Origin of the sequence: Aerococcus sp. NPDC058936, from assembly GCF_042741995.1 — a bacterium.
Taxonomy (GTDB): domain Bacteria; phylum Bacillota; class Bacilli; order Lactobacillales; family Aerococcaceae; genus Aerococcus.
The window spans coordinates 174,206-186,621 of the sequence record NZ_JBHYKZ010000004.1; the positions used below are offsets into that span (position 1 = coordinate 174,206).

Sequence of the window (12,416 nt, forward strand, 5' to 3'; positions counted from 1 at the left end):
GCCATTTCCTCTGGCATTCATCATATATTCTCCATTCTAGCACGAATTTTTGCCCACGAATAACAAATTGCCCACGAGATTTCAATCAGTGGTGTTCGCTTTTACTGAATTATCTATGAGAATACTTTTCTAAGCAAAATTAACCAACATTTCACACGACGCCATCAAAAATATGATTTATCATGGAAATCGTTTTCATAAATCATTTCTTATGCTAGAATGAAGTTAACATCAAATACCAAAACACGAGAGGAGTGAATATTATGGCAGCTATCCATTATTATTTTGTCCGTCATGGTGAAACGACGGCCAATGCAGACCAACGTGTCCAGGGATGGGCAGATTCACCAGTTACACGCGCCGGCATGGGTGTAGTCGACCAAGTAGCCGAAACCCTAGCAGACGTGCCCTTTGACCTAGCCTATACCAGTGATTTAGACCGGTGTATTGAAACAGGTGAGCGCATCTTAATGAAACAAGCAAATGATATCCAACTATTCCCCGTTGAAGGCTTTAGAGAGTACAACTTCGGTGGATTAGAAGATCAAGATATCGAGAAGGTATGGCCAAAATCCATCAGTCAATTAGTGGACGAGATGCGAATCAACCAAATTCCTTCAACCCAATATGTACCACTAATTATTGAAAATATTGTCGAACGAGATGAAGAAGGCCATTCAGAAGACTTTATCACATTTTGGAACCGTATTGAAGAAGCGATGTTGGATATCCATGACGACGCCCTAGAAGTCCGTATGGAAACCCAAAAGAAAGACATCCACGTCTTAATCGTCAGCCATGACATGCCAATTCGCTTCTTCCTCCATGAAGTATTGCCAGAATTTGACCTTAAAGAAGACTTAGATTACGGTCATTATGCCCATGTCGTTTATAGCAAAGGTGCCTACGAACTAGAAGAATTTAACCAAGCTTAGTCAGACAGCCTTCGAAAGATAATCACAAATAAAAAAGCTAGCTACACGCCCTGTTCCCTGTCTCTAACAAGGAATGGTCTTGATAAGCTAGCTTATTTTTTTAAGGTCTAAATTTTTCAATCACAGCTTGCATTTCTTCAGCAAAATAGTCTAACTCTAGGTCAATAAAGTCTTGCAAGTAGATGCTTTCTTGACGACTGTTACCCTCTAAGTCTTTCATTATTTGTGTTAAGACTTTATTTGACATGGCTGAATAATAGTTGATTTTTGAATGCCCATTTCAACTGCTTCGGCAATTTCACTATCAGCGTTTGATGATTCATCGTGTAAAACTAATGGGGTATCCACCAATTACCTCACTTCTTCCAAAATAAAGATTCTTAATTTACAGGTCTATTATCACAATTCGCATTTTGTTCTAACGTCTGTGATAAATATGAATGGTCAACCCACCCATCACATCCACTTGGTCCAGTTGCAAGGGAATAGATTCGTCCAATTCATAGAATAAAGGCTTCCCTTTACCCATAATTATTGGCACGGTTCCGATGATATATTCATCGATCGCATTGGTCGCCATAAAGGGCTTCAGCATAATGCCACCACCATACAAGTAAATATTGTGGTCTTGCTTCTTCTTCGCCAGCATTAATTTCACAATTTACCCAGGTTTGACAAAATGGATATTACCTTTGTTTGGCCGTTTTTCATTTGTCACGACATATATGGTTTTTGATGGAAAATCTGCTGCAAAGCCAATTTTATAAGACTGGTGTCCCATGACAATAATGTCATAAGCCTCGAAAAAGGCTTTTAGTGAATACGGTGAATCACTGGTTGATATATCCGTTAAATTCGGACCCGCAACCCCTTCAATAAAATCAAATTGATCATCCAAATCCGCAATATAACCATCCACACTTTGGACAATACTTAAGGCAATCTTACCCATGAAATCCCCTTTCTAAACGGCTTGAATTATAGACAGAATAATATATCAATGATTAATCAATGGTGTCATTTCTTGGTTACAAGCGAATCACCTAAAACTTACTTTGTAAACAAGTAGGTATTGCTTGATTAACGAGAAAATAAGGAACTATTGTTACTAATAATAGCCGAGGCTGGAGCGATTTTAGCATGCCTTAGCAGTGAACCAGGATGGTCTGACGTATATCAAGATGTAGACGGTACACCTTACAGATTGAATAGTCAGACAAAGAATTAGACCTTGGCTAATTCTGGTCCCACTGCAATCAAGGCTATGCTAGAAAAAAGCGTAAACCGAAGGATTATTGAATTATATATTTACAAGTCTTCCAAAGTTAATCCAGCAACGCGGACATCATCTTTTTCCGCTTGTGGTAATGCATCTAGTAATGCAGAAATTGTTTTGTTTAAGCCTGGTACTTGCCATTGACCAACAATATCGGCCGCTGGGCACAAAACAAAAGCCCGTTCATGCATACGGGGATGTGGTACTTGTAAGTCTGTCGTATCGATGACTTTTTCATCTATCAGCAAGATATCCACGTCGATGGTACGTGGCCCGTTTTTAATAGTCCGGACCCGCTTTTGGTTTTGTTCAATGCTTTGACAGAAAGATAATAAATCAGCTGCTGATAAGTCCGTTTGAATATGGACAACCATATTCAAAAAGTCCTCTTGGTCAAGATAGCCTTTGGGGACCGTTTCATAGATTGGTGAAGTTGCCACTACGTTAGTCGCTTCATTTCCCTTAAAGGCTGCCACTGCATTTTTTAAGTGGTCAAGTCGTGACTCAATGTTAGAGCCTAAAGCGATTAATACGTTTGATTGCATCTTTATTTCACCTCGTTCATCTGTTTTATCTGATCTAGCCAGGCCCGATCTCGTTGAATTTCAATGGCTACACTGTCGTAAATTCCGCGAATAGGCGGGTCAGGTTTCACCACTTTGATGGTCACTTCTTCAACGTGTGGAAAGTCCCCTAAAATCCGCATGGCTAACTTGTGGGCTAACCGTTCTAATAATTTAGTGGGTGCTTCATGTACAACAACATCTTCAATCACCGTATAGACATCGGCGTAGGAAACTGAATCATACATATTATCTGATTGGCCAGCTGGCGCCAAGTCCACCGCTAAAACCGCATCCACATTAAACCTTTGTCCAAGCGTTGTTTCTTCAGCTAACAAGCCGTGGTTGGCGTAAAATTGCAGGTTATTCAAATAAATTTTATCCCTTGTAGCCATCAGAATCCCTCCTTAAATACTCACTGGGTCAATTTGTCCACGTTTAATCGCATCTGCCACCGCTGCAGCTTCCTTGTTGACTTTCACATTGTGGACCCGGACCATGTCAGCCCCCGATAAGATTCCTGAAACCGTTGTGGCTGCGGTCGCTACGTCGCGTTCATTAGCCGGCACATCCACTAATTTACCTAAGAATCCTTTTCTTGAAGTAGCCAAAAGGACAGGCAAATTAAAGCTAGTCAATTCTTGTAAGCCTTGGATTGCCAACAAGTTGTCGTCCGCCGTTTTGGCGAAACCAACACCAGGGTCAAGAATCAGCTGGTCGTCACGCATCCCTTGGGCGCGGGCAATATCAATAGAGGTTTGTAGGTCAGCTTTCATCTCTTTCATGATATCTCTATATTCCTGGTATTCTTCCCGGTTGTGCATCAAAATTAAAGGAGCATCAAAGTCAGCGCAAACCTTGGCAATTGCTGGTTCACAGGTTGCAGCCCACTGGTCGTTAATGATATCTGCACCTGCTTCAAGGGCTTGACGGGCCACCTCAGCCTTCCAGGTATCCACTGAAATCAAGACATCCGAAACTTGACGAATAGCTTGAACTGCTGGAACAACCCGGCTAATTTCTTCTTCAAGAGTCACTGGGACATGGCCAGGACGGGTAGATTCACCGCCTACATCAATAATATCCACCCCTTCAGCGACCATTCTTTCTACTTGGGCAATCATGTCGTCAGTGGTAACATAGGCCCCGCCATCTGAAAATGAATCAGGGGTCACATTTAAAATGCCCATGATCCAAGTGTGGTCGCTCGGGAAATTGAAGGTTTTATTTAATCGTTTAATATACATCTCGTCACAAACTTTCTATGGTCACTGCATCCACTATAAATTCATCATATCTAAAACTTCTTGCCGGCGACCGCGGTCAGTGTAAGTGCCACGGGTTGCATACGTAACCGTCTTAGCACCTGGTTTCTTGATGCCTCGTAAAGTCATGCACATGTGTTCCGCTTCCAACACAACAAATACGCCTTCTGCCCCTAATTCTTCCGCTAAAACGTCCGCCACTTGGTTGGTTAACCGTTCTTGTAATTGCGGTCTCAAGGCAAAATCTTCGACAATCCGTGCCAATTTAGATAGGCCGATAACCTGTCCGTCTTTTGGAATATAGGCTACATGCGCTTGCCCAATCACTGGTAATAGATGGTGTTCACATGTTGAGTGGAAGGGAATATCCTTCACCAAGACAAATTCTGATGCTGATTCAGAAAAGGTTTTTTCTGTGTGAATTCTAGGGTCTCGATTTAGCCCGTCAAATATTTCCGCATACATTTTGGCTACCCGTTCTGGCGTTTCAACAAGTCCTTCGCGGTCCGGGTTTTCGCCAACTGCAAGCAGTATCTCCCGTACTGCCTTTTCAATTCTTTCCATATCCATTATTGTCACCTTTTCTTATTTAATATTGAACACTCTTTATAATGCTTATAGCCGATTTTTTGATGATGTCCCGTAAATAGCCCACAAAGTAGAAGGACCCAAATATACATAAGATGTCCTCTTTATCTAATTGTTCTAAGGCCATTTGTAAGGCTACTGGATCTGATTCAGCCACTTGTACTTTCGTTCCACTTTCTGCAATCATATCAGCCAACTGGTCAGCCGGTAAAGCCCGATTTGAATGCGGTGTTACGGTAATGATTTCTTGAAAAATGGGCGTAATTTCTTTCACCACATGGGCCACATCTTTATCTGCCAACATGCCCATAATCGCTATCCTTTTGCCCACTTTTGAAGCTGGGTAATGGGTTAAAATCGCTTCTTTCAAGGACAATATCCCATCCATATTATGCGACCCGTCGATAATAATATCGGGTTCAGACGCAATCTTTTCAAATCGAGCTGGCCAAGTGACGGTTGCTAGACCTTGCTTAATTGCCTGTCCAGAAATAACAACACCCAAACCTTTTAATACATCTATTATTTCAAGGACCAAGGCTGCATTATTGACCTGATAAGGGGCTTGTAGATTAAGGATATACCTTTGCCCTTTGTAATCAAATGATTGATGCCCTTGTTGGTTGACTACTATTTGGCCAATATCATTTGGGTTGACTTCATGTACCGGCACTTTCAGCTGGTCAGCTTTTTGAAGGATTGCCCTTTTAACTTCATCAACTTGTGGGTATAAGACGAGAGGTATGCCATCTTTCAGAATCCCTGCCTTTTCACCTGCAATTTCGCCCAGGGTGTCGCCAAGAATTTTCTGATGATCCAAGGCAATTTTGGTGATGGCTGTCAGAAGTGGTCGCTCGATGATATTAGTCGCGTCCAATCTACCCCCTAAACCAACTTCTAAGACGACAAAATCTACTTGATTTGCCTCAAAGGTCAACCAAGCAAGTCCGGTAAAGACTTCAAACTCGGTGTAATATTCATCCGGCCCTAGTGCTTTCGTCATCCGGTCAACTTGCGCCATCAATTGGTCGTCACTTATAGGCTGACCGTTGATTTGAATGCGCTCGTTAAAGTCTACTAATGACGGTGAGCTGAACAAGCCAACTTTGTAGCCTGCTTCCTGTAAGATTGTCGCCAACATTTTTGCCGTAGACCCTTTGCCGTTAGTGCCTGCGATATGAATGGTTGGGAGTTGATTTTCTGGATGGTTAAAGTGCGCCATTAACTGTTTCATTGACGCTAGTCCTAACACCATTTCGCCCGCGGGTGCTAGGGGCAACTTTGCTTGAAGTGATTCGTATCGCAATGGTTAAGCCTCTTTTCATGATTTTTTGAAAATTGTCTATTTTCAGTTTACCAAAAACTAGTTTAATTAAGTATAGCTAACTTTCAATTGATAGTCATCCAAGGAAAGTGAATTTAATTATTCAAGAACGATAATAAGTAAAAAATAATATACCCTGGGTCTCTTAACTACCTATCATTGCCTTAAAATAGGATATGATTCAGGGCGCCCGGATAGGTAATGCTGGAAGAATAGTGCCGTATCACACAAAGTGTGATGCAAATTATTCTGAAGCAGACACCGGTCTGCCCTGTAGAATTCGACTTGCAGTGGTAACAGAAGAGGTTAATTTATTTCTCCATCAACCCCTATCATTTGAGAAATACAGTCGTCTATATTACAATAGTGGTATATTATTTTGAAATCGAATTATCACTTCTAAAAGGAGATGTATTATGGGATTATTAGTAGACGGCGTTTGGAAAGACCAATGGTATGACACAAAATCAACAGGTGGTCGCTTTGTCCGTAAAGATTCACAATTCAGAAACTGGATCACCACTGACGGTTCAGCAGGTCCAACAGGCGAAGGTGGGTTTAAAGCTGAAGCTGGACGTTACCACTTATATGTATCACTAGCGTGTCCGTGGGCTAGTCGTACCTTGATGATGCGTAAATTAAAAGGCTTGGAAGACATGATTTCTATTTCTATCGTAAATCCAATCATGTTGGAAAACGGCTGGACATTTGCACCAGACCAAGGTGTAATTGCTGACCCAATTTTAAACGCTGACTTCTTGCACCAAGTTTACACACATGCAGACCCTACCTATACTGGACGTGTAACTGTACCTGTTTTATACGACAAAGAAAAAGATACCATCGTTAACAACGAATCATCTGAAATTATGTTGATGTTAAACTCAGCCTTTGACGAAATTGGTGCCATTGAAGGTGATTACTACCCAGAAGAATTGCGCGACCAAATCAAAGAAATGGATGATTTTGTCTATCCAAACATCAACAACGGTGTTTACAAAGCTGGTTTTGCAACAGACCAAGCTGTTTATGAAGACGAAGTTGGTCATGTATTTGAAGCCCTAGAAAAATTAGACAGTATCCTAGCTGACAAAAAATTCTTATTAGGTGACAAATTAACAACCTCTGACATCCGTTTGTTCCCAACCTTAATCCGTTTTGAGCATGTCTACTACGGTCACTTCAAGTGCAATATCAAGCACTTAACAGACTTTGAAAATGTATGGCGTTATACCCGTGAAATCTACAACATGGCAGGTATTTCTGACACAGTTGATTTCTATCACATCCAACACCACTACTATGGTAGCCATCCGACAATCAACCCGAACGGTATTATCCCAGCAGGTCCAGCAATCTCTTTAGATATCTAAGATGATTGCAAACAATTAAATACGTCAATACGAAAAAACTGGTGGTCATTATTAAACGTGACACCAGTTTTTTCTTTTGTGATGAGCAATTTCCTTATCCTTTCACCCCATCTTCTTTGACGCCAAGTAACAATGCACCCCCGATAATAAAGAGGATAATTAAACCAAAGACCCCATTCAAGGAGTTGCCCGTCATTTGGGTGATAATCCCTAGTAAGGTTGTCCCGATAATAGAAGAGAATTTCCCAAAGACATTGTAGATGCCGAAGAATTCATTCGTTTTGCCTTCTGGTATTAATTTTCCAAACATAGAACGTGACAAGGCTTGTAAGCCACCTTGAGCCGTCCCGACCATACAAGCTAGTATAAAGAAATCAGTCGCTGTTTCCATACTCAAGGCATAGATACAAATGATGATATAAGTCACGATCCCTACATAGATCATTTTCTTGTCCCCGAATCGTTTGGCCAACTGCCCGTATAATACAGTGAATGGAAAGGCCACAATTTGAACAATCAATAAGACCACAACAAGGACTGTCGCTTCAATCCCTAAGTCAGTTGCTACAGCTGTTGCCATCGAAATAATCGTCCCTACCCCGTCGATATATAAGAAATAAGCCAGAAGGAAAATAAATAACTGACGGTATTGGGCCATGTCTCTGAGTGTATTTTTCACCCGCTTAAAAGAATCCCGGATGGGTCTTGAACTTGGATTGATCCACGATTTTTGTTGGACATTTTGCCAATATGGAATAGTAAAGGCAAACCACCAAACAGCGGTTAATACAAAGGCTGATCTGGTTAACCAATCTAGGGTAAACGGCATAGCATCGATATTTAACATAAAAACTAAATACAATAAGAATGGCACGCAAGACCCGATATAGCCCATACCGTAACCCATTGACGAAACACGAGACATACGGGTTTTCCCCGTTACATCAAGCAGTGAAGCATCATAAAAGACATTTGACGATGAAAAGCCGATATTAGATAACACATATAAAATTAATAAGATTAACCAAGCCATCCCCCAAGTCCCACCTGGTGTGAAGGCCATCAACAATACGGAAATAATCCCTAATAACGTCCCGATTGTAAACAAGGGTTTTCTAAAACCCCGGTATTCAGCAATAGACCCTAAAATTGGTGCCATCAAGCCTACTAAAGCTGTTCCGATAGAATTGGCATAAGACAAGTAGGCCGTTGAATCTGCGTCCGCAACCCCCGAACCTTCTGCGATTGCCTTATAAAACAAGGGAAATAATGTTGCTGTGATAACTAAGGAATAAGCTGAATTTCCTGTATCCTGTAAAACCCACGACCACTCTTCTTTGGTATAACCCCAGAATTTTTTACCTATTTCTGCCATGACTTGCCTCCGTATTTTTATTTTTGTTGCTGGTAGTTGTAAACCGCTCATTCAACAATAAAGTCATATCGCATCTCTCTGAATCCTAGGGAAATTTTAAAGTCCTTTTGACCGACCCAAAATCTGCCACCTTCTTGTCAAAAATGGTTGGCATGCCATAGGAAATTTTCTCCTGTCAAGCTGGTAATACCGACGCTAGCTCATGTCGCAACTTCCTTAAAATGGCTTGGTCATCATCTGCTTGGTCTACAATATAGTCATCGATCGCTGCTACCTAGTCCATAACCTAGCCTTCCTTGATATACGTCTGTATCATCTCTTTAAAATCAGGTAGTACATCTGTTTCAAACCAAGGATTCTTCTTCATCCACCGCTGGTTTAAAGGGGACGGATGGACCAGAGGAAAATAATCCGGTAAATAGTCCTTATAATGTCTAACCGTTTCGGTCAGATTTCGCTGCCGGTCTTTTCCCAGGTAGTGTTTCTGTGAATAATTACCAATCAAGATAATGGTTTCTAGATTAGGCATTTCCTTTAGAATTTGCGGGTGAAACTTGTCTGCGAATCCCTTTCTTGGTGGTTTGTCCCCGGTTTTGGCCTTACCTGGATAATAGAAATCCATAGGTAACTGGGCAATCAAATCAGTTTCATAGAATAGATCCCTAGACATCCCCATCCAATCTCTTAGCCGGTCTCCTGACTGGTCATTCCAGAAAAGTTGTGTCTCCTCTACTTTCTTACCAGGTGCTTGGCCGATAATGGCAATCCGGGCATTTTTTGAAGCATAGAAAACGGGTTCAATCCCGCGGTCGGTATAGTCCTTGTTATAAGGATCGTCAATAATTTCTTGTTTGATTTCGTCAAAAATGGTTGAATGCGTCATAAAAATCACATACTCCTTTCTCTAGCCAACAAATGATTGCCATCTAGTGAAAATCGCCCTAAGATCATCCAGCAGATAGGTCAATGTTTTGACCACTGGATCATCCGGAATATCTTTGTAATAAACGGAGGCAATGGCCCCAGCCATAGACGCGATTGTATCTGAATCTCCACCCACTGATATGGCATTACGGATGACGTCTTCAAAAGAATTCCCTTCTAAAAAGGCTTGGAAGGCGACTGGGATTGACCCTGCACAAGGAACGTCAGATTGATAGGTGGCCCTGGCTTCATCCAAGGTCAAATCAAGTGGATAATAGCTCGTCATTTTGCTAGCAACCAAGTCTTTATCTGACTGGGTCTTAGCTGTGACAATCACGCCTGCCATTGCCTGGGTGCCAATCACTGCAGTAATCATTTTCCCACCTCCATAAATTTCACAAAGATTATAATTGAATTTATTATTAGGTCAATTATAGCACGCAACGTTTGTGCATATTGTAAAAAGCAGGTAAAGGAAATGTATTCTTACCTGCTTTTAGAAACTTATTTATATATTTAATTAAACTAAATCTTCCGATTCAGCTAAGAACTCTTTTACGTCTGATGCCGCTAAATCGATAGCTGCTTGCCAGAAATCTGGCTTAGTTAGGTCAGCCCCTAAATGTTTCATAGCCAACTCTTCAGTGGTCATACGTCCGGTATCCTTCAATAAGGCAATGTAGCGTTCTTCAAATCCTTCTGGAGACTTCAAGTATTCCGCATAAATTCCTAAACTAAACATATAACCAAATGTATATGGGAAGTTGTAGAATGGCACATCATCGATGAAGAAGTGTAATTTACTTGCCCAGAAATGTGGGTGTAAATCATTGATTGCCCCACCAAATGCTTCTTCTTGTGCTTGGGTCATCAATTCGTTCAAGCGACTTTCAGATACAAAACCATCTTGGCGCTCAGTATAAAAGGCTGTTTCAAATAAGAAACGTGAACGAATATTCATAAACATCGCGATGGCATTTTCCATTTTCGCGTTTAATAATTGTAGACGTTCAGACTTACTTTTGGCTTGTTTTAAATTGGCGTTGGCCACAATCGTCTCTGCAAAAGTAGATGCTGTTTCCGCAACATTCATCGCATAAGCTTGGTTAGACGGCGCTTCACTAGTTAAAACGTCAGAGTGGAAGGCGTGACCCAATTCGTGAGCTAAAGTTGATGTATCGTTTCTTGAACCTGTAAAGGTCATAAAGATACGGGTTTCATCTTCGTTGATGGTTTCTGTACAGTAACCACCTGGGCGCTTGCCTGGACGGTCTTCCGCCTCAATCCAACGGTTATCCAGAGCTGATTGGGCAAAGTCTGCTAGCTTGTCCCCAAATGTTCTGAAGTTTTCCACCACAAAGTCCGCCGCCTCATCATAAGTGAAGGTCGTTGGTTTGGTGTCTTCGAAATCTAATGGTGCATCCACATCTTGCCAGTTCAAAGCTTCTAAACCAAGTAAAGCCTTTTTCCGGTTTAAAAATTGGACAAAGGTATCTTTATTGTCCGCAACTGCCTGCCACATAGCTTCTACGGTTTCCGCTTTAATACGGTTATATTCTAGTGGTTCCTCCATGAAATCATTGTATCCATGAGCTTTTTGAGTGGTTAACCGGTAGCCAGACAAATGGTTTAAGATATCAGCAAAGACTGGTCCATATTGGGCAAAAGTTTCTTCCCAAGCAGCGAAAATTTTTGCCCGGTTTTCAGGATTTGGGTCAGCGTACATATTGTTCATAGCCTGTCCCACTGAATAATCGTGGTGGCCGTCGTCTAAATCAACCGAAATCGTCATCACTGAAGCCGTCGTAGAATACGTATTTGACCAACCAGATAAGCCGTCGATTTGTAATTCTGACAAAAGGGCTTCCGCTTGATCATCTAGCAGGCGTTTCGCATCACGACGGTCTTCCTCAAGGGTGAAGGCAATTTCAGCCAAGCGTGGTTCCGCTAAAAAGTCCTGAAATTCGGCATCGCTTAAGGTAGCCAATTGTTTATCTAACCCTTTGCGGGCAATTTCATAAGCCTGGTTTAAAGTCGCCACCTTATTAATCGCTGCCGAAGCGGCCTCATCACGCATGTCTGCATCAGATGCCATTTGGGCGTAGGTGATTAAAGTGGTGAAGTGGTTTAAGTATTGGTCAGCTTGATCAATAATATCCGCAAAAGTTGCTGGTGCACCTGGTGCATGGATATCAAATGCCTGCATGTCATTGATTAAGGCATCTCGTTTTTGGACTAGGGTTTCTAGTGCCTTTTGAAAGGCGTCCCCTGTAACCCCGCCTTGATACATGGCGTCTAAATCCCAAGTGTCATTATATTTCATTTAAAACCCTCTCCTCTTGTTCTGTTTTCGCTATCATTATTCTTTCCTATTTTACTCTTGATTACAATTTGATTCAAATCATTCAGAATTTACAGTACACATAGACCTTTGGCCCTATACTTGACCTATCACTGTCTTAAAATCAGGATGTGATGTATGGCGGTCAGACAGGAATTGCTAGAAAAATAGTGCCGTAACATAGTATGACGTCCGCACTTACACCTTAGAAGTCGAATAATTACTGGAAGTAATTGACGTATTTTGGCAAGTATCAGAAGAGTTTGACTTTGGAAGCCCGATATTAAGATTATTGTTGGATTAGGTAAAAAGGTCGCGAAAATGAATTCGCGACCTTTTATAATGCCTACTTATTTTGGCTCTTCGTCAAATAGGACTGATGAGTAATATCTGCCAGGTAATCATTAGATTACCTGGTTTTTTTATACTCTTTTCCATTATTCATTTTTTAT

General features: G+C 41.4%; 14 protein-coding genes. 2 read left to right on the forward strand and 12 right to left on the reverse strand.

Features of this window, described 5'->3' with window-relative positions:
* Positions 1 to 263: 263 nt before the first annotated feature.
* Complete coding sequence (locus ACFW0C_RS04850) at positions 264 to 935, forward strand: histidine phosphatase family protein (RefSeq protein ID WP_378105862.1); 672 nt, start codon at positions 264 to 266, stop codon at positions 933 to 935.
* Positions 936 to 1,035: 100 nt separating this feature from the next.
* On the opposite strand, the gene ACFW0C_RS04855 is transcribed toward ACFW0C_RS04850, so the two are convergent.
* The 8 genes from ACFW0C_RS04855 to ACFW0C_RS04890 form a co-directional block, all read right to left on the reverse strand.
* The gene (locus ACFW0C_RS04855; RefSeq protein WP_378105864.1) at positions 1,036 to 1,182 is read right to left on the reverse strand and encodes a hypothetical protein; all 147 of its coding nucleotides are present in this window, start codon (positions 1,180 to 1,182) and stop codon (positions 1,036 to 1,038) included.
* 171 nt (positions 1,183 to 1,353) lie between these two features.
* Positions 1,354 to 1,584, reverse strand: coding sequence for a dihydrofolate reductase family protein (locus tag ACFW0C_RS04860; RefSeq protein WP_378105899.1), 231 nt, complete (start codon positions 1,582 to 1,584; stop codon positions 1,354 to 1,356).
* 12 nt (positions 1,585 to 1,596) lie between these two features.
* Positions 1,597 to 1,887 carry a hypothetical protein gene (locus ACFW0C_RS04865; RefSeq protein ID WP_378105867.1) on the reverse strand — a complete coding sequence of 97 codons (291 nt, stop codon included), beginning with the start codon at positions 1,885 to 1,887 and terminating at the stop codon, positions 1,597 to 1,599.
* Between the two features lie 356 nt (positions 1,888 to 2,243).
* Complete coding sequence (gene folK / locus ACFW0C_RS04870) at positions 2,244 to 2,756, reverse strand: 2-amino-4-hydroxy-6-hydroxymethyldihydropteridine diphosphokinase (RefSeq protein ID WP_378105868.1); 513 nt, start codon at positions 2,754 to 2,756, stop codon at positions 2,244 to 2,246.
* Positions 2,757 to 2,758: 2 nt separating this feature from the next.
* Positions 2,759 to 3,169, reverse strand: a complete 411-nt coding sequence (gene folB, locus ACFW0C_RS04875) for a dihydroneopterin aldolase (protein ID WP_378105870.1) — start codon at positions 3,167 to 3,169, stop codon at positions 2,759 to 2,761.
* A gap of 12 nt (positions 3,170 to 3,181) precedes the next feature.
* Positions 3,182 to 3,964 carry a dihydropteroate synthase gene (gene folP / locus ACFW0C_RS04880; RefSeq protein ID WP_378105873.1) on the reverse strand — a complete coding sequence of 261 codons (783 nt, stop codon included), beginning with the start codon at positions 3,962 to 3,964 and terminating at the stop codon, positions 3,182 to 3,184.
* Positions 3,965 to 4,054: 90 nt separating this feature from the next.
* On the reverse strand, positions 4,055 to 4,612 hold the full coding sequence (folE, locus tag ACFW0C_RS04885) for a GTP cyclohydrolase I FolE (protein ID WP_290490792.1): 558 nt from the start codon (positions 4,610 to 4,612) through the stop codon (positions 4,055 to 4,057).
* A gap of 16 nt (positions 4,613 to 4,628) precedes the next feature.
* Entirely contained in the window at positions 4,629 to 5,933 is a 1,305-nt protein-coding gene (locus tag ACFW0C_RS04890; RefSeq protein WP_378105876.1) for a bifunctional folylpolyglutamate synthase/dihydrofolate synthase, read from the reverse strand.
* 434 nt (positions 5,934 to 6,367) lie between these two features.
* On the opposite strand from ACFW0C_RS04890, the gene ACFW0C_RS04895 reads away from it, so the two are divergent.
* The gene (locus ACFW0C_RS04895) at positions 6,368 to 7,324 is read left to right on the forward strand and encodes a glutathione S-transferase family protein (RefSeq protein WP_378105877.1); all 957 of its coding nucleotides are present in this window, start codon (positions 6,368 to 6,370) and stop codon (positions 7,322 to 7,324) included.
* Between the two features lie 94 nt (positions 7,325 to 7,418).
* Here the strand turns inward: ACFW0C_RS04895 and ACFW0C_RS04900 are convergent, their stop codons facing one another.
* From ACFW0C_RS04900 to ACFW0C_RS04915, 4 genes are all read right to left on the reverse strand, one after another.
* Positions 7,419 to 8,699, reverse strand: coding sequence for an MFS transporter (locus ACFW0C_RS04900; protein WP_378105879.1), 1,281 nt, complete (start codon positions 8,697 to 8,699; stop codon positions 7,419 to 7,421).
* 286 nt (positions 8,700 to 8,985) lie between these two features.
* Positions 8,986 to 9,582, reverse strand: a complete 597-nt coding sequence (locus ACFW0C_RS04905) for a uracil-DNA glycosylase family protein (protein ID WP_048726794.1) — start codon at positions 9,580 to 9,582, stop codon at positions 8,986 to 8,988.
* Between the two features lie 21 nt (positions 9,583 to 9,603).
* Positions 9,604 to 9,999: an ADP-ribosylglycohydrolase family protein gene (locus tag ACFW0C_RS04910; RefSeq protein ID WP_378105882.1), complete on the reverse strand. Its 396-nt coding sequence runs from the start codon at positions 9,997 to 9,999 to the stop codon at positions 9,604 to 9,606.
* A 144-nt stretch (positions 10,000 to 10,143) separates the two neighbouring features.
* Positions 10,144 to 11,946: a M3 family oligoendopeptidase gene (locus ACFW0C_RS04915; protein ID WP_378105884.1), complete on the reverse strand. Its 1,803-nt coding sequence runs from the start codon at positions 11,944 to 11,946 to the stop codon at positions 10,144 to 10,146.
* Between the last annotated feature and the right edge of the window lie 470 nt (positions 11,947 to 12,416).